The organism is Sorangium sp. So ce426 (assembly GCF_051475585.1).
Taxonomy (GTDB): Bacteria; Myxococcota_A; Polyangia; order Polyangiales; family Polyangiaceae; genus Sorangium; species Sorangium cellulosum_B.
On the sequence record NZ_CP150341.1, the window covers coordinates 4890890 to 4906997 of the forward strand.

A 16108-nucleotide genomic window follows, 5' to 3' on the forward strand; every position below is an offset into this window, starting at 1 on the left:
TGGCCCTGGCGCCGCTCACAGGGGGTCGCCCGACGATCCCCTGCGCGGTCGGCGCTGATGCGGTGACAAGTCCGAGCTCATCTCCCGCCTCCCCCGCGCGGGGAGAGCGGCCTCGGCGGGTGGCCGCTGCCGTCGGCGGTCTCGAAGCGCTGGAGCCGCCGTGCGGCCGGGCATTTCTCGCGGTACCACCCCAACCTGGGTCGGGACGTGGCGCCTGCCCTCGGCCAGCGAGCGGCCCGGGCGACCCGGGCGGGCGCCGCCGCACCTATTCAGCTCACCGCGAGCTCCGTAAGCTCGCCAGCGCAGGCCGCAGCCCTGCGCGCAACGTCGGCACCGGTTCGTCTGTTCCTCTCCTCTGCCGCCGCGGACGCCGCACTCTGTGCGGAGCTCGTGGCCCACCTGAAGCCCCTGGAACGGCAGAGGGTCGTCGAGGTCTGGCACGATGGCCGGGTCCACGCCGGCGGAGAGCCGGCGACCGAGGCGCTGGCGAGGCTCGAGGCGGCGGAGGTCGTGGTGCTGCTGGTGAGCCCTGCGTTCCTGGCCTCGGATCGCCACGTCCACGAAGAGGCCGCGCGAGCGCTGGCCCGGCGCGCTGCGGGCGAGGTCGATGTCGTGCCGGTGCTCGTCCAGCACTGCACCTGGGAATGGACCGAAGATGGATGCGGCAGTAGCATTGACCCGCTTCGCGCGTTTCTCCGGGAACGCGGCGCCGTTGTCCCTCGGGCGGGCGCTCGAGGCGGCGCAGCGCGCCGGCGACAGGCGGCGAGAGGCGACATGCATCGAGAGCCTCGGGGACATCGCGCGGGCGCGCTCGCAACGCGAGGAGGCGAGGGCGCGCTACGACCAGGCGCTGCCGCTCTATCAGCAGGTGGGAAACGTGCGTGGCGAGGCCAACTGCATCATGAGCCTAGGCGCCGTCGCGCTGGCGCGCTCGCAGCACGAGGAGGGGAGGGCGCGCTACGACCAGGCGCTGCCGCTCTACCGGCAGATCGGCGATGTGCTCGGTGAGGCCAATTGCATCACGCGTCTTGGAGACATCGCCTTGACTCGCAACGATGCCAACGCTGCCCGCGCTCATTACGAGCAGTCGCTCGCCCTGTACCAGCGTATCCCGGATCCCTACTCGATCGGGTGGCTCCGCCGTCGCCTTGCCCTCATCGCGGCGTCCGACAGCGCCGGCCATCATGGGGATATCGATGCTGCGCGCAGCGGGTGGAGCAGCCTCGAACCGCTCGACTTCGACGTGGACGCAGACCTGACCTTGCCTGGTGAGCTCTGATGAGCTCCCGCGCGCGCCTGCGCGTGAGCAGCTGCGCCTCGGGGGCGATCCGGTCGGCCGTTGCCACCTCTGTGCAGCTCGATGAAGAAAGCTACCGTCGCTGCCGCGGCCTGACCCGGGTTGGCCTTGCGGGTCGCCTCAACCCCGGGTCGCCTCGACCCGGGTGGCGGCGCCTGCGCGTCGGTGATGCGTGACGAGCGCCGCGACACACAGGAGGCCGAGAATCAGCTCCACGGCGGTCGCCAGCACGAGCTCCTGCGCCGGAATCCCGTCCACTGCCATGCCGAGGAGGCGGGAGAGGCCGTAGGAGACGTACATCACCGCGCCGAGCACGCTCGCGGTGAACGCCAGCCGTGAGACGAAGGCGCCGAGCAGGATCACCGCGCCGGCGCCCAGGAGCGAGCCACCTGCGGCCCGTGCTTCGCTGAGCAGGCTACGGCTCTCGCCGAGCGAGATCCCGCTGCTCGCGTGGAAGGCGACGGGCGCGACGAGCGACGCGCCGCCGATCCCGAGGAGCACCAGGCCGGCGACGAACAGCGTCGCCGTCACGAGCCGCGGGGCCTGCAGGTTCGCTGTTCGCCTCGCGACGGGGATCGTCGCGACGCCGGGCGCGGTCCGCCGACCGGTCGTACCTGTCGAGCCGATGACGAGGAGGGGGCCTGGACGATTGGACATGATGTTCCTTGCTGGGTAGTGCATCCAACGTGCGGCGCCCTGGAGGGACGAGCAATCATCGAAAGTCCGCAAATCTTTGCAGTTCGTCCATGATCGATGGACGTCTGGTCGAGGCTGGGGCACGCTGTGGCGCGTGTCGAGCCCTCGCAGCGTCGTTCCTGCCCCGGACCCGCTCGGAGAGTCGCTGCACCTGTTGCGGCTGACGGGCACCCTCTACTGTCGCGCCGAGCTCTCCGCGCCGTGGGGCATCGACGTGCCCTCGCTGGAAGGGTTGATGACGCTCCAGGTGATCACCGCGGGGCACTGCTGGCTCGAGGTCGACGGGGCGCCGCCGATGCGCCTCCAGCAGGGAAGCCTCACGCTGATCCCGCACGGTACGCCGCACCGCTTTCGCAGCAGCGCCCGCGCGCGCACGGCGCCGCTGTTCGAGATCCCCGTCGAGCAGATCAGCGAACGATACGAGATCATGCGCCACGGCGGAGGCGGCGAGGTCACGCACGTCACGTACGCCGCGATGCGCTTCGATCACGTCGTCGCCCGGCGCCTCGTCGCGCAGCTCCCCCGGGTCTTGCACATCGACACGTGGGACGACGAGGACACCGGCTGGATCCACAGCACCCTGCGCCTCATCTCCCGTGAGGCCCTCACCCTCCGCCCGGGCGGGGAGACGATCATGACCCGGCTCGCCGACGTCCTCGTCGTCCAGGCGATCCGGTCGTGGCTCGGCTCGTCGCCCGAAGCGGGCCGCGGCTGGCTCGCCGCCATGCGGGACGAGCACGTGGGGCGCGCGCTGTCCGCGATGCACCGCTCGCCGGAGCGCCCGTGGAGCCTCGTGTCGCTCGCCCGCGAGGCGCGCATGTCCCGCTCGGCGTTCGCGGCGCGGTTCACCGAGCTGGTCGGCGAGCCCGCGATGCATTACCTGGCCGAGTCGCGGATGCAGCTCGCCCGCGCGCACCTCCAGCAGACGTCGGAGCCCCTCTCGGACATCGCGCGGCGCGTCGGCTACGGGTCCGAGGCGGCGTTCTGCAGGGCGTTCAAACGGGCGCTCGGCGTGCCGCCAGGCAGCGTGCGCCGCGGCGTCGCGACGGCGGAGCACGCGCCGAGGGCGGGCGCCCGGCCGTGACCGCATCCGGTCACACGCTGCCGCCGCCGCGCGATGGAGGGGGATGCCGAACCGCCGCTCGCCCCCCGGACCGCATCACCTGCTCGCGCTCGCGCTGGCCGCGGCGCTGACCGCGCCCGCCGCTACCGCGCGCGCCGATACCTGCGCCGCCACCGAGGGCCAGGCGCTCCCGGACGCGCTGCCGATGCGCGACTTCGCCGCCCGCCTCGGCGAGCGCATCGACGCGTGCGCCGCCGACGCGCGGCGCCCCGACGCCGAGCGCTTCTGCGCGGAGCACGGGCTCGAGTGCGGCGCCGGGCGGGTCCGCGACTACGTGCGCGTCCGGACGCTCTTCGAGATGACGCGCGACGGCGGTCCGTTCCGGCTGCGCTGGAGCATCACCGATCGCAACCCGACCGCCTGGCACATCTGGGCCGCGTGGAGGCAGAGCCCGCCGCTCGCGTCGTCGGCCGGCCCCTCGGCGACGGCGGAGTGCGACGAGCTCTCGGCGCTCTTCGCCGGGCTGGCGCGCCGGCTCGACGTCCGCGGGGTCGGCCTCTTCTGGCCGACGTGGAACCACACGATCGCCGCGTGGGACGTGGCCCCATCCGTCCGCGTGCTGGTCCCGACGTCGCAGATCTTCCTCTCGTGCGACGCGACGTTCGACCGGACCACGTTCCTGCCGTCGAAGCAGCGCGTCGTCTACGAGCTCCGCCCGACCGACGCGCTCGACAGCGTGCCCGTGCCGCGGCCCCTGGCGACGTTCCTGCTCGATCAGGTGGCGCACTACGCGGGCGCGTCGCTCGACGTGCTCGCGATGATCCGGACGCACCGGGCGCTGCGCTACGGATCGAGCGTGCCGGCGTCCTGCGGTGAGGGCGCCGCCGCGGCGGCGAAGGCGCTCCGCGCACGGACGATCTCGCCGGCAGACCGCCGGGCGCTCGCGCGCTACGGAGCGACGGAGCTGGGGCTCGCCGCGCCGTCGGCCGAGGCGACGCTCGCGCAGATCGCGCGCTGACCGCGCCCCGCGGCGCTCAGTCCTCGCCCTGGACGCGATGGATGATGTACCTCGCGGCGAGCTTCCCGAGCTGGCTCGCCGCGGTCCGCGCGCGCCCTCCGCTCGACGGGTTGGTCAACGAGGCCGGCACCGCGGTGTCGATCAAGAACTCGTCGAACACGCCCCCGGCCGGATCGGTGAGCTGCACCATCGCCTTGAGGCGCGTGTTCTTGTTGAGCACGACCGCGAAGATGCCGGGCTCGTAGAACGTCACGTTCGCGCGGAGGAAGAACGGCGCGTCGGCTGCGCTCCTCGCCCTGACGATGGCGACGCCCTCCGACGCCGCCGTCGCGATCAGCGCCTCCGTGAACTCCTCGTTCATCGCCGCCTTGTCCTCCTGCCAGCTCTGCTGCTGCTCGGCGTCCTTGTCCGCCATCCAGTCGGCCTCGGAGCCGTCGCCGACCTGGAGGCCGTAGAAAGCGATGGGGACGACCCCGAAGCGCCCCTGGCCGTAAAACGGGTTCGGCACGGCTTCACGCATGGTCTTCCAGGGGTGCCCGCACCCGGCGAGCACCGGAGCCAGGCAGAGCATGAAGATCCAGAGCGCATGGCGACGGTGCACGGAGGGCCTCCTTGGCAAGCTGTCAGCGGTCAGCGGTCAGCGGTCAGCGGTCAGCGGTCAGCGGTCAGCGGTCAGCGGTCAGCGGTCAGCGGTCAGCGGTCAGCAGTGGCGGCGCGGCGCGGCGCGGCGCGGCGCGGCGACGCTCAACCGCCGAGGATCGACGAGAGCCCGAGATAGCAGACCCAGGCCACGACGGCGCTCACCGGGATGGTGAGCACCCACGCCCAGAGGATGCGCGTGGTCACGCCCCAGCGCACGGCGCTCACCCGCTGGCTCGCGCCAGCGCCCATGATGCAGCCGGTGATCACGTGTGTCGTCGACACAGGCATCCCCAGGAACGACGAGGTCAAGATCGTCGCCGCCGCGCTGGTCTCGGCGGCGAAGCCATGAATTGGCTTGAGGTCGATGATCTTGGTCCCCATGGTCTTGATGATCCGCACCCCGCCCGCCGCCGTGCCGAGGGCCATGGCCGTCGCGCAGGCGAAGACCACCCAGAGCGGCACCGGGAACTCGCCGGGGCCCGCAGGGATCGCGCCGTACGCGAGCAGCGCCATGGTGATGATGCCCATGGTCTTCTGGGCGTCGTTGCTCCCGTGCGAGAGCGCCATGAAGCCCGCGGAGACCATCTGCAGGATCCGGAAGCGCCGGTTGACCAGCGCCGGCCGGGTGCGCCGGACGATCCAGAAGATGGCGATCATCCCGAGGAAGGAGATCACGAAGCCCACGACGGGGCTGATGATCAGGCTCTTGACCACCTTCAAGAGCCCCGCCCCCTGCACGGCCGCGGCGCCCGCCCGCCCGGCGCCAGCGCCCACGAGCCCGCCCACGAGCGCGTGAGACGACGACGACGGGATGCCGAAATACCAGGTGAAGAGATTCCAGAAGATCGCGCCGACGAGGGCGCTGAGCACCACCACCTGGGTCACCGCCGAAGGGACGATGAGCCCTTTCCCGATGGTGCTCGCCACCGCCGTGCCGGTGAGCGCGCCCCCGAAATTGAACAGCGCCGCGAGCAGCACGGCGGTGCGGATGGGGAGGACTCCGGTGCTCACCACCGTGGCGATGGCGTTGGCCGTGTCGTGGAAGCCGTTGATGTAGTCGAAGATGAGCGCGACCACGACCACGAGGGTCAGCGTGACGAGGAGAGTGTTCATGGCGCGCCCCTCAGGCGTTCTTGATCACCAGCGCTTCCAGCGCGTTGGCGACGTCATCGCAGGCGTCGAGCGTGTTCTCGAGCCCCTCGAGGAACTCCTTGTGCTTGATGAGATGGATGGCGTCCTTCTCGGTGTTGAAGAGGTCGACGATCGCCGAGCGGAATATCTGATCGCCGTCGTGCTCGAGCTTGGCGATGGCCTTGCAATGCCGGTTGATGTCCGCCACCCGCTTCATCCCCCGGAGCAGCTTGACGGCGCTGTGAATCTCGGAGCATCCTTCCAGGATCTTGGCGGCGAGCTCCTGGCTCGCCGGCGGGAGATCCTCCATGGCGTGGACCACGACCCGCATCATCGTGGAGTGGACACGATCGGAGACGTTCTCCAGATCCGTCGCCAGGGCGTAGATGTCGGAGCGATCGAGCGGCGTGACAAACGTCTTGTTGAGAGCGTCGTAGACGTCGCGGATCACCGCGTCGGCGGCGTGCTCGATGTCGGTGATCCGCGAGACCAGGGCTTGCCTCTCGCTGGCGCTCCGGGCGCTGCAGCACTCCGAGAGGACGTTGGCGCTCTGCAGCGCGCAGTCGGCGCCCCGCTCGAGCAAGTCGAAGAAGTGCTCTTCACGAGGTAAGAGCGATTTGATGACCCGATCGAGCCACATCATGTACCTTTCTTGGCGGGCGGGCGCATCCTAGCACGAGCGCGTGACGCTCGATGCGGGCGCTTCGCGTCGGGCAGCTGCCGCCGCGGCTGTGTAAGGTCTTATCGAAGCGTTGTGTAGGGGGGTAAGAAAAATTTACCCTCCTGTCCGTGGTCACGGGCGTCTCGAGGGGGAATGTCGGCCGTCGCGGTGGTTCGGGCCCTGCGCCGCCGGGGGTCGCTCGACGCCGCGCCCACGCCGGGGCAGCTCAGCGGCGGCGGGACCACGCGCCGGGCGGCACGCCGTTCCAGCGCTTGAACGCGCGGGTGAACGCGGCGACGTCGGTGAACCCGACCGCGAACGCCGCCTCGGTCACGGTCGCGCGGTGCGCCGCGAGGAGCTCCTCGGCCATCGCGCGCCGCGCGTCGTCGACGATCGCCTGGAAGCTCGTCCCGCGCTCGGACAGGCGGCGCTGGAGGCTGCGCGCGCTCTGGCCGACGGCGCGCGCGACGTGGTCGAGCGTGGCCTCGCCCTGCGGGATCGCCGTGCGCAGCTCGCGCCGCACGCGCGCGAGCACGTCCTCCTCGGCGCGCGGCAGCACGCGGTGCTCGCCCGCGGGCAGGCCGAGCGCGCGCTCGAGCTGCTGGGCGAGGAGCGCGTAGAGCATCGGATCGGTGGTGCTCATCCGCGCGTCGAGGAGCGCCCTCGGGTACTCGATCTCGGCGCGCGGCTCGCCGTAGCGGATGGGCGCGCGGAAGACAGCGCGCGCGAGCGCGCCGTCCGCGGGCGGCGGGCGCACGAGGCGGACGACCGTGGGCTCGCGGGGGGGCGTCGCGGCGCGCCGGAAGCGCAGGACGGTGGTCGCCGCGAGGTAGTCCCACACCGCGCTCGGGGCCGTGTGGCCGGGCGCGAGCGCGAAGCGGAACGTCACGTAGGCCGGCCCCTCCTCGAACGTGTGCGCGGCGGCGTCGTGGATGAGCCGCTGGAAGCGCAGGAACGCCCGCACCGCGCCGCGCACGTCGCCAGCGCTCGCGAACGTGTACTCGACGAGCGACTGCGGCGCGGCGTCGACGAGCACCGCGGCGCGCAGGCCGAACGACTCGTCCGCAGCCGAGAACGCGGCCCACGCGCGGCAGAGCTCGTCGTGCGTCACCCGCGCGTCGGGGCGGCCGAGCACCGCGGGGTCGACGCCGAACCGCGCGCACACCTCGGGCGGCGCGATGCCGTCGCGCTGCGAGGCGGTCACGACCGCGATGCCGAGCGCCTGCGCGAAGACCGTGGCCGGCTGGGTCGCGGGGCGCGGGGTCACGGAGGAGGCGCCCAGGGTTTCTGCGAGGGGCGGCGGCGTCAAGCGGCGTTCCGCCTGGCCCATCCTTGGCTCACGGTTTCCGCGCTGCAGCGCGAGCACGAAGAGGTGATCAGCAAGGCGGCCCAGGCCGGCGCCGGGACCATCATCCGCGGCGGCGTGGCGCGCGGCGCGCCCACCGATTGGCAGCGCACGAATACCATGCTGCCGGGCACCACGATGCAGGACCGGTGGGAGCGAGCCAGGCTCGACGAGCTGCTCGATGGCCTGAGCCGGATCGAGTTCACCCTGCGCTTCACGCTGTCGCACCCGGGGCTCAGCACCACGATCGTCGGGACCCGGAACCCGAAGCACCTGCGCGACAACCGGGAGTTCGCGAGGAAGGGCCCCCTGCCGAGCGAGGTCGTCGCCGAGGCGAAGCGGCGCCTGAGCCAGGCGGGATCGACGCCGGAGGCCGTGCCCGCGTCGAGCGTACGCGCGGGCGGCGCGGCGCAGGCGACGGCGCAGGCGTAGAGCCGGCGCTGACGAACCGCCGCAGGCGGCACGCCTGCTCACGGCGGCGCCGTGGTCGCTCGTTGCTGCCATGGCAGCAGCCGGTGGTGCTCCGCTGCTGATCCGCTGCTGCGGCACGGGCACTCCGCGAGGGCCGCTCGCCGCTCTTCCGACAGCGCCACGCGAGCGGGTAAGGTGGTCGTCGATGCTGGCCTTTTTCAGGAAGCGGCGGCGCGACGCCGTCCGACGCGAGCCCTTTCCGCCCGCGTGGCGCGAGATCCTCGACCGGAACGTGCCCTGCTTCGGCCGCCTTCCGGCCGAGGACCAGCAGGAGCTCCTCGGGCATGTCCAGGTCTTTCTGGACGAGAAGCCGTTCGAGGGGTGCGGCGGCCAGGAGATCACCGACGAGATCCGGGTCACGGTGGCGGCGCAGGCGTGCCTCCTCCTCTTGCACCGCGAGACCGACTACTACCCCGAGCTCGAGGTCGTCCTCGTTTACCCGAGCACCTACGTGGCCCGCGGCCGGGAGGTGCGGGAGGGGGGCGTCGTCGTCGAGGGCGATCACGCGCGGCTCGGAGAGTCGTGGTCGCGGGGGTCGGTCGTGCTCGCGTGGGACGGCGTGCTCGCGGGCGCGGCGGACATGAGCGACGGTCACAACCTCGTGCTCCACGAGTTCGCGCACCAGCTCGACCAGGAGGAAGGCCCCGCCGACGGCGCGCCCGAGCTGCCCGAGCGCTCGATGTACGCGGCGTGGGCGCGCATCCTCGGCCGCGAGTACGAGCGCCTCCTCCGCGACGAGGCGAGCCTCAAGCGCACGGTGATCGACCCGTACGGCGCGACGAACCCGGCCGAGTTCTTCGCCGTCGTCACCGAGGCCTTCTTCGAGAAGCCGCGGAAGCTCAGGGCGAAGCACCCGGAGCTCTACGAGCAGCTGAAGGCGTTCTACTGCCAGGACCCGGCCGGCCGGTAGCGGCGCCGCCCGGCGTCGGCGCCGCGCGCGGCCGATCGCCCGAGCGCCGCCGGTCGTGGTATCTCCCGGCTCCCCGATGGCCCGAAAGCGCAAAGGCAGGTCCCGCAAGGGCGGCGCGTCCTCCGCTCCTCGCCCGGCGTCGCCCGCGTCGCCTGCGGCCGCCGCGCCGCCCGCGAGGCGCGTGCGCTCCTTCCGCCTTCGCCTCGACATCACCGCCCTCGAGCTCGCTTCCGGCCACGACGGCCTCCTCCGCGGCGCGCCAGAGCCTGTCCTCCTCCTCGCCGCGTACCTCCTCGTTCCCCATGACCCGAGCGGCCCGGCGGGGCTCACGCCTCCTCGTCCGCTGGGCCGCACCCTGGTCCGCTTCCGCCCGCCGGAGGGCCGCTTCCCCGCCGTCGTCACGCTGCGCGCGCCGCTCTCGTTCAAGGCCCGCGCTCGGGCCCGCGAGGACGACCGCGTCCTGCTTCTCGCCCTCGCGGTCGAGGAGGACGCTGGCAAGGAGGTCGAGCGGCTCTACGCCCACCTCACCGACGCAAAGCACCTTCGCCTCTGGGACCTCGACGCGCCCGTCCCCACACCGCTGGCCCCGGCCGAGCTCATCGCCGCGCCGTACCTGCGGGAGAACGCGGCCCCGGTCCGCGTCGGCGTGCTCGACGATGGCGGCGATCTCCGCGACACCTGCCGCGAGGACGACTTCATCGGCGCCTGCGCGGCCGTCGTCTCGACCGCTCGCCACGAGGACACGCTCCGCTTCCACTTCGTCTCGGCCGACGGCCGCAACGACTGGACCGCCGTGACCAGCGTCAGCGTCGACTGACGCCCGCCCTCGTCGGCAGAGGCGTCAGGGCCAAGGCGCATCGCGTGCCGCCGGCGCTCCGACACGGACCCGATGTCGAGGCGGGACACGACCCCATGCGCCGCATCATCGAGCAGGCGCTGCCCGACGGCGAAGCGCGTGAGCGTCGATCATCCACCAGGGCAGGGCGCGCCGGCGCGGGCCCACGTCTCCCATGCAGCGACGAACTCGGCGTACGGCGTCGGGATGGGCGTGCGGCCAGCGCCAGGGTTCCAGCCCCAGGTCACGAGGGGATCCTCGAGGTGGACGCGCAACGCCGCCATGTCCTTGCCGCCATTGCGCTTCGGATCCTTGATCTGCTCGCACAAGGCGCCCGCGGCGACACCGACGAACACCATTGGCATCTCGGGCGGCGGCATGTGCCAGCCCTTCGCGACGCCCGGCGGCACGTGCATGCCAAAGCTGTTCGGCGGGTTGGTCGGCCCGTGGCACGTCGTGCACTCCGCGCCCGGCATGCCGTGGCCCGTGGGTCCGCGGAGCACGAGCTGCGTGTGCAGGCGGCCCTCGTCGCCCTGGAGCGGCACGTCGCCGGCGGGGTGACAGTTCTGGCAGCGAGGGTGCTGGAGGACGCCGCGCACGGTCTCGAACGCGGCGAGGGCGGTCTCGCGGCTGACCGGCGACGGTGAGGGCGCGGGCGAGGCCCCGGGCGTCTGTCCCCCGCACGCGGCGAGGAGAGAGGCGAGGACAAGAGAGGATCGGATCATGGTCAGTTCCTACGCGAGGCGAAACGGAAGGGAGCGCAGCCGCTGCTTGGTCAGCGCGAACACTGCGTTCGCCACGGCCGGCGCGATCGGCGCGGTGGCGGGCTCCCCGATGCCGCCCATCTTGGCCTTGCTCGGGATGAGATGGACGGCGATGCGCGGCATGTCGAACATCCGGAGCATGGGATAGTCGTGGAAGTTGCTCTCCTGGACCTTCCCCTCGGCGATGTTGATCTTGCCGTAGAGCGCGGCCGTGAGGCCGAACGCGACGCTGCCCTGGATCTGCGCCTCGATGCCGAGCGGGTTCACCGCCGTGCCGCAGTCGACGCTGCAGGTGACCGAGTGGACGCGGATGCGCCCCTTCTCGATCGAGACCTCGGCCACCTCGGCGATGATGGAGCCGAACGACTCGTGCATCGCGAGCCCCCGCGCCCGTCCCGGGGCGGGCGCGGTGCCCCAGCCGGCCTTCTCGGCGGCGACCTTCAGCGCGTTCGCGTGCCGCGGCTTGTCCTTGAGCAGCTCGAGGCGGTACGCGAGCGGATCCTGCCCTGCGGCGTGGGCCAGCTCGTCCACCATGCTCTCCACCGCGAAGGCCGTGTGGGTGTTGCCGACCGAGCGCCACCACAGCACGGTGACCGGCGTCCTCGGCGAGTGCAGCGACACACGGAGCGCGGGCGTCCGCTCGACATAGGGCGACTCGGCGATCCCTTCCACCGAGGTCAAGTCGACGCCGTTCCTCGTGACGAACGACTCGAGCGGTGTGCCGGCGACGATCGACTGGCCCACGACCACCTGATCCCACGCCGCCGGCATGCCGCGCGCGTCGACGCCGACCTGGATCCGGTGGACGAAGGCGGGGCGGTAAAAGCCGCCGCGCATGTCGTCCTCCCGCGTCCACACGACCTTCACCGGCACGCCGGCGGCCTTCGCGACGATCACGGCCTCCGCGACGAAATCGGCCATGGGGCTGGCGCGCCGCCCGAAGCCGCCGCCGAGGAAGGTCGTGTGGATCTGGACCTTGTCGGGCGTCGTGCCGAGGATCTTCGCCGCGGCCATCTGGTCGCCGGTCTGGAACTGCGTACCGGTCCAGATCTCGCAGCGATCGCCGTCGATCTTGACCGTACAGTTGAGCGGCTCCATCGGCGCGTGCGCGAGGTAGGGCACGTCGTACTCCGCCTCGAGCCGGGATTTGGCCGCGGCGAGCGCGTCTTCCACCTTGCCGACGCTGGCGGCGACGGCGCCGGGCGCCCGCGCCTTCGCGTGGAACTCGGCGAGCAGCTTGGCGCTGTCGGCCCCGCCGCCCTCGGGCTGCGCCCACTCGGCGCGGAGCGCGTCGCGCCCGAGCTTGGCGGCCCAGAAATGCGCGGCGACGACGGCGACGCCGTTCGCGGTGGGGACGACCTTCTCGACGCCGGGCACCTTGAGGGCGTCGGCGGCGTCGAACTTGACGAGCTTGGCGCCGAACGCCGGCGGGCGGAGCACCACGGCGGTGCGGAGCCCGGGGAAGTGCACGTCGAGCCCGAACTGCGCCTTGCCCGTGATCTTCTCCGGCGTGTCGATGCGGCGCACGAGGGTGCCGATCAGCTTCCAGTCCTTGGGGTCCTTCAGCTTCACCTTCGCCGGCGGGGCGAGCTTCATCGCCTCCTCGGCGAGCTGGCCAAAGGTCAGCTTGTCCTTGCCGTGGGTGACGACGCCGTTCGCGGCCGTGCACGCCGCGGGCGAGACCTTCCACCGGGCGGCCGCCGCGCGCAGCAGCATGTCCTTCGCCATCGCGCCGACGGTGCGATAGCGCTCGAACTCGCTGTTCGTCGTCGTCGACCCCCCGGTCATCTGGAACTGCAACACCGGATGGCCGTAGACCGGCGCGGCCGGCGCGTGCTCCGACCGCACCTTCGACCAGTCGCACTCGAGCTCCTCGGCGATCAGCATCGCGAGCCCGGTCCAGATGCCCTGTCCCATCTCGGAGTGCGCGAGCACCACGGTCACGGACTCGTCGGTGCCGACGCGGACGAACGCGTTCGGCGAGAGCGGCGGCGGCTGCGCCGCCTTCGGCGCGGCGCGGACCCCCTGCGGGACGTAGAAGCTGATCAGGAGCCCGGCCGCCGAGCCCGCGGCCGCTTGCAAGAAGTCACGCCGGGAGACGGTCACTTGCCACCTCGCTTGAGCCTCGACGCGAGGATCACCGCTTCGCGTACACGAACGTACGTCCCGCAGCGACACACGTTGCCGGACAGCGCAGCGTCGATGTCGGCGTCGCTCGGATCGGGCTTCTGGTCGAGCAAGGCGACCGCGGTCATGATCTGCCCGGACTGGCAGTACCCGCACTGGACGACGTCGGCCTGCGCCCACGCCTGCTGCACCACGTGCGACCCGTCGGGCGACAGGCCCTCGATCGTCGTCACCTTGCGCGCCCCGACGCTCGACACCGGCAGGACGCACGAACGCGCGGGTTTGCCGTCGATGTGGACCGTGCAGGCGCCGCACTGGGCCATGCCACAGCCGTATTTTGTGCCGGTCAATCCCAGCAGATCACGGAGCACCCAGAGCAGAGGCATCTCTGGACTGGCATCCACATCACGAACAACGCCGTTCACATCGAGCTTCATGGCCGCTGAGGCCATACGTTTGGGCTGGCTCGCCGTCAAGCTACTGCACATGTTCTTATCATTTCTTCACCATCGGTCATCGACCCGGCGCTCGCCGGCGCTCTGTCACGCTCGCACCCCGACCGCGACCGACCGAGCGGCGAGGAGGGCGATCGAGCGTCACCAGCGTCACCAGCGACGATGAACGCCCTGGCGGGCGCGTCACGAAGGGTGAATGATGCCGAGCGCATGAACGAGCTTGAGCGGATCGTGCGCGAAGCGGCGACATTGGTGGCAGAGCGGTCACCGTTTCTCCTTGCGACGGTCGTGCGGGTGTCGGGGTCGTCGTACCGGCGTCCGGGCGCGCGGATGCTTGTCGCCGGCGATCGCTGGGTGTCCGGGTGTGTGAGCGGCGGCTGCCTCGAGGGCGACGTGATGCTCCGCGGAGAGCACCGGTGCCGCGATGGCGCCGTGGTGGTCACTTACGACTCGACCACCGAAGACGGAGAGACGTGGGCGGTGGGGCTCGGCTGCAACGGCGTCGTCGATGTCCTGCTCGAGCACGTCGCCGCCGGCGCGACCCACGACGCGCTCGCGTTCGCCGCCGCCTGCTTCGCCGAGGAGACCACCGGCACGCTGGTCACGGTGATCCGCTCGACGGCCGGCGCGGTCCGGGTCGGCGCGCGCCTCGCGTTCGGTCCGCCGTGCGCGCTCGCGCACCCGGTGACCGATCCGGCCGCGCGCTCCGCGATCGAGGCCGCGGCGCGGGGGCCGGCCGGCGTCGTGGAGCTCGACGGGCTGGGGATCTCCGTGCTCGTCGAGAAGATCGCGCCGTCGCCGCAGCTCTTCGTGCTCGGGGGTGGGCACGACGCGGTGTCCATCGTCACGCTCGCGACGTCGGTCGGGTTCCGGGTCACGGTCGCTTGTCCCACGATCCGCCAGGGGGCCCGGTTCCGCGCAGCGGATCGCGTCATTTCGACCGGCGGCGCGGCGGATCGCCTCCGCGCGCTCATCGACGCCGCGGCCGAGCCGTACGTCGTGATCATGCACCATCAGGTCACGCCGGATCGCGACGCGCTCGCCGTCGCCCTCGCGTCGCGCGCCCGCTACATCGGCGTGCTCGGGCCCGCGCGCCGCACGCGCGATCTCCTCGCCGAGATCGGCCACCCCGGCGACGATCCGCGGATCCACGCGCCGATCGGGCTCGATCTCGGCGCCGAGACGCCCGAGCAGATCGCGCTCTCGATCGTGGGCGAGCTCCAGGCCGTCGCGCGCAGGGCGCAGGGGGGGAAGCTCCGCGCCCGCGCCCGGCCTCTGCACGCGCGCGTGGCGCTGGTCGTGCTCGCCGCCGGCGGCTCACGTCGCCTCGGTCGCCCCAAGCAGCTCGTCGAGCTCGACGGAGCGCCGCTCGTCCGGCGCGTGGCGGCCACGTGCGTCGAGGCGCGTTCCGGGCCGGTCGGCGTCGTGCTCGGCGCCAATGCCGGCGCGGTCGCGCGCGCGCTCGGCGATCTGGAGGTCGCGCACATCGCGAACGATGGCTGGGAAGAGGGCATCGCCTCCTCGGTCCGCGCCGCGGTCCGGTGGGCGGAGGCCTCGAAGGCCGACGCGCTCCTGATCGCGCTCGCGGACCAGCCCCTGCTCACGGTCGAGCACGTCATCGCGCTGCGGGACGCCTGGCTCGCGGGCGCGCCGATCGCCGCGTCGCGGTTCAGCGGCGTCGTGGGCGCGCCGGCGGTGTTCGACCGATCCCGCTGGGACGCGCTCTCGCGCCTCCAGGGCGACCAGGGCGCCGGCCGCCTGCTGCGCGTCGAGGACGTCGCGGCGATCGACTGGGCGGGCGGGGCGATCGACGTCGATACGGCCGACGACGTGCGCGCGCTCGGCGGCCACGCGCCGGCGAGCCCGCCGAGCTGATCACCAGCAGCTGTAGTCGTAAACCGTGCGCGACGTCTCCCCGAGGCGCTCGACCAGCAGATCGCCGTCGAAGACGTAGGTGAAGGCCGGGATCGATGAGGTCGGCATGCCGTCGAGCGGGTTCACCCCCTGCTCCCGGCGGAGGAGACGACAACCCTCGTAGACGATCTCCGTCGTGATGGTCGGCAGAGCATCCGTGAAGCGGTCGAACGTCAGCTGCGTGAGGCGCCCCTGGTCATCGCGATCGTACCGGACGAAGTAGTCGTCGTTCCCATAGGTGATCGCCCGCGCCTCGTCGTTGTAGTCAATCTCGAGGACACGGGTGTCGGCCGCGCCGGTCCGGGTCATGCGGACCATGCGCTCGCCCTCGTAGTCGAAGGTGTGTGTGTGGGTCTCGCTGCCCAGCGTCTCGACCGCTCCGACGAGACGCTGGCCATCGTATTCGTAAACGAACGATATCTCCTGTCCCGTGTCCGTCTCCGTGTCCGTCTGGGCGCACGGTCCGGGGTGCGGCCCATACATCCACGGACCGAGCTCCGGCATGGGGACGCGGCCAACGAGCTCGGGACACCCCGTCGCGCCGCCGCCTCCGCCTCCCTCACCTGATCCTCCCGTGCCGCCCGAGCCTGTCGAGGCCGCCGAGCCTGAAGCGCCGGCGCCCCCGCTCCCCGACGTCGACGTCGACGTCTCGCCGGAGCCCTCGTCGTCACCGCAAGCCACGAGCGTGAGCAGGCACATCGTGGCCAGGTATCCGCACGTTTTGAAGACAAATCGATGCATCTCTCTCCTCCTCCGTCAACTGGTCGGGTCGCCGGGTC

16 protein-coding genes and 1 pseudogene are annotated in these 16108 nt (G+C 71.9%); 8 read left to right on the forward strand and 9 right to left on the reverse strand.

Going from position 1 to position 16108, the window contains the following annotated elements; all coding sequences use genetic code 11:
• Positions 1-207: 207 nt before the first annotated feature.
• Positions 208-633 (forward strand): annotated as a pseudogene (locus tag WMF44_RS18045) (TIR domain-containing protein); the annotation flags it as partial.
• A 22-nt stretch (positions 634-655) separates the two neighbouring features.
• Positions 656-1279, forward strand: a complete 624-nt coding sequence (locus WMF44_RS18050; protein ID WP_437300355.1) for a tetratricopeptide repeat protein — start codon at positions 656-658, stop codon at positions 1277-1279.
• A gap of 138 nt (positions 1280-1417) precedes the next feature.
• Here the strand turns inward: WMF44_RS18050 and WMF44_RS18055 are convergent, their stop codons facing one another.
• A complete protein-coding gene (locus tag WMF44_RS18055; RefSeq protein WP_437300356.1) occupies positions 1418-1954 on the reverse strand; it encodes a DUF4345 domain-containing protein in 537 nt (178 codons plus the stop codon).
• A gap of 133 nt (positions 1955-2087) precedes the next feature.
• On the opposite strand from WMF44_RS18055, the gene WMF44_RS18060 reads away from it, so the two are divergent.
• Both WMF44_RS18060 and WMF44_RS18065 read left to right on the forward strand, forming a co-directional pair.
• Complete coding sequence (locus WMF44_RS18060; RefSeq protein ID WP_437300357.1) at positions 2088-3077, forward strand: cupin domain-containing protein; 990 nt, start codon at positions 2088-2090, stop codon at positions 3075-3077.
• A gap of 43 nt (positions 3078-3120) precedes the next feature.
• On the forward strand, positions 3121-4074 hold the full coding sequence (locus tag WMF44_RS18065; protein WP_437300358.1) for a hypothetical protein: 954 nt from the start codon (positions 3121-3123) through the stop codon (positions 4072-4074).
• A 16-nt stretch (positions 4075-4090) separates the two neighbouring features.
• On the opposite strand, the gene WMF44_RS18070 is transcribed toward WMF44_RS18065, so the two are convergent.
• The 4 genes from WMF44_RS18070 to WMF44_RS18085 all read right to left on the reverse strand — a co-directional run bounded on the left by WMF44_RS18070 (position 4091) and on the right by WMF44_RS18085 (position 7775).
• Positions 4091-4675, reverse strand: a complete 585-nt coding sequence (locus WMF44_RS18070) for a hypothetical protein (protein ID WP_437300359.1) — start codon at positions 4673-4675, stop codon at positions 4091-4093.
• A 143-nt stretch (positions 4676-4818) separates the two neighbouring features.
• On the reverse strand, positions 4819-5829 hold the full coding sequence (locus WMF44_RS18075; RefSeq protein WP_437300360.1) for an anion permease: 1011 nt from the start codon (positions 5827-5829) through the stop codon (positions 4819-4821).
• A gap of 10 nt (positions 5830-5839) precedes the next feature.
• A complete protein-coding gene (locus tag WMF44_RS18080; RefSeq protein ID WP_437300361.1) occupies positions 5840-6490 on the reverse strand; it encodes a DUF47 domain-containing protein in 651 nt (216 codons plus the stop codon).
• Between the two features lie 244 nt (positions 6491-6734).
• On the reverse strand, positions 6735-7775 hold the full coding sequence (locus WMF44_RS18085) for an AraC family transcriptional regulator (RefSeq protein ID WP_437300362.1): 1041 nt from the start codon (positions 7773-7775) through the stop codon (positions 6735-6737).
• Between the two features lie 105 nt (positions 7776-7880).
• On the opposite strand from WMF44_RS18085, the gene WMF44_RS18090 reads away from it, so the two are divergent.
• The 3 genes from WMF44_RS18090 to WMF44_RS18100 all read left to right on the forward strand — a co-directional run bounded on the left by WMF44_RS18090 (position 7881) and on the right by WMF44_RS18100 (position 10051).
• On the forward strand, positions 7881-8285 hold the full coding sequence (locus WMF44_RS18090) for a hypothetical protein (RefSeq protein WP_437300363.1): 405 nt from the start codon (positions 7881-7883) through the stop codon (positions 8283-8285).
• A 184-nt stretch (positions 8286-8469) separates the two neighbouring features.
• Positions 8470-9234 (forward strand): zinc-dependent peptidase, encoded by a 765-nt coding sequence (locus tag WMF44_RS18095; protein WP_437300364.1) that lies wholly within the window; start codon positions 8470-8472, stop codon positions 9232-9234.
• Between the two features lie 76 nt (positions 9235-9310).
• Positions 9311-10051, forward strand: a complete 741-nt coding sequence (locus tag WMF44_RS18100; protein WP_437300365.1) for a hypothetical protein — start codon at positions 9311-9313, stop codon at positions 10049-10051.
• A gap of 149 nt (positions 10052-10200) precedes the next feature.
• Here the strand turns inward: WMF44_RS18100 and WMF44_RS18105 are convergent, their stop codons facing one another.
• From WMF44_RS18105 to WMF44_RS18115, 3 genes are read right to left on the reverse strand one after another with little or no spacing between them, the layout of a single operon-like run.
• Complete coding sequence (locus WMF44_RS18105; protein WP_437300366.1) at positions 10201-10794, reverse strand: hypothetical protein; 594 nt, start codon at positions 10792-10794, stop codon at positions 10201-10203.
• A gap of 9 nt (positions 10795-10803) precedes the next feature.
• A complete protein-coding gene (locus WMF44_RS18110) occupies positions 10804-12939 on the reverse strand; it encodes a molybdopterin cofactor-binding domain-containing protein (RefSeq protein WP_437300367.1) in 2136 nt (711 codons plus the stop codon).
• Positions 12936-13397 (reverse strand): (2Fe-2S)-binding protein, encoded by a 462-nt coding sequence (locus WMF44_RS18115; RefSeq protein ID WP_437300368.1) that lies wholly within the window; start codon positions 13395-13397, stop codon positions 12936-12938. The genes WMF44_RS18110 and WMF44_RS18115 overlap by 4 nt, the downstream gene beginning before the upstream one ends.
• A gap of 228 nt (positions 13398-13625) precedes the next feature.
• Between WMF44_RS18115 and WMF44_RS18120 the strand changes: the two genes are divergently transcribed.
• On the forward strand, positions 13626-15290 hold the full coding sequence (locus WMF44_RS18120; RefSeq protein WP_437300369.1) for an NTP transferase domain-containing protein: 1665 nt from the start codon (positions 13626-13628) through the stop codon (positions 15288-15290).
• Here WMF44_RS18120 and WMF44_RS18125 read toward each other — a convergent pair whose 3' ends face one another.
• A complete protein-coding gene (locus WMF44_RS18125) occupies positions 15291-16070 on the reverse strand; it encodes a hypothetical protein (protein WP_437300370.1) in 780 nt (259 codons plus the stop codon).
• Between the last annotated feature and the right edge of the window lie 38 nt (positions 16071-16108).

What these genes read in the sequence shown, in the direction of transcription:
- WMF44_RS18050 (WP_437300355.1), top strand. Translation starts at nt 656, where the DNA reads ATGGATGCGGCAGTAGCATTGACCCGCTTCGCGCGTTTCTCCGGGAAC.
- WMF44_RS18055 (WP_437300356.1), bottom strand. Translation starts at nt 1,954, where the DNA reads ATGTCCAATCGTCCAGGCCCCCTCCTCGTCATCGGCTCGACAGGTACG.
- WMF44_RS18065 (WP_437300358.1), top strand. Translation starts at nt 3,121, where the DNA reads ATGCCGAACCGCCGCTCGCCCCCCGGACCGCATCACCTGCTCGCGCTC.
- WMF44_RS18075 (WP_437300360.1), bottom strand. Translation starts at nt 5,829, where the DNA reads ATGAACACTCTCCTCGTCACGCTGACCCTCGTGGTCGTGGTCGCGCTC.
- WMF44_RS18080 (WP_437300361.1), bottom strand. Translation starts at nt 6,490, where the DNA reads ATGATGTGGCTCGATCGGGTCATCAAATCGCTCTTACCTCGTGAAGAG.
- WMF44_RS18095 (WP_437300364.1), top strand. Translation starts at nt 8,470, where the DNA reads ATGCTGGCCTTTTTCAGGAAGCGGCGGCGCGACGCCGTCCGACGCGAG.
- WMF44_RS18100 (WP_437300365.1), top strand. Translation starts at nt 9,311, where the DNA reads ATGGCCCGAAAGCGCAAAGGCAGGTCCCGCAAGGGCGGCGCGTCCTCC.
- WMF44_RS18105 (WP_437300366.1), bottom strand. Translation starts at nt 10,794, where the DNA reads ATGATCCGATCCTCTCTTGTCCTCGCCTCTCTCCTCGCCGCGTGCGGG.
- WMF44_RS18115 (WP_437300368.1), bottom strand. Translation starts at nt 13,397, where the DNA reads ATGAAGCTCGATGTGAACGGCGTTGTTCGTGATGTGGATGCCAGTCCA.
- WMF44_RS18120 (WP_437300369.1), top strand. Translation starts at nt 13,626, where the DNA reads ATGAACGAGCTTGAGCGGATCGTGCGCGAAGCGGCGACATTGGTGGCA.
- WMF44_RS18125 (WP_437300370.1), bottom strand. Translation starts at nt 16,070, where the DNA reads ATGCATCGATTTGTCTTCAAAACGTGCGGATACCTGGCCACGATGTGC.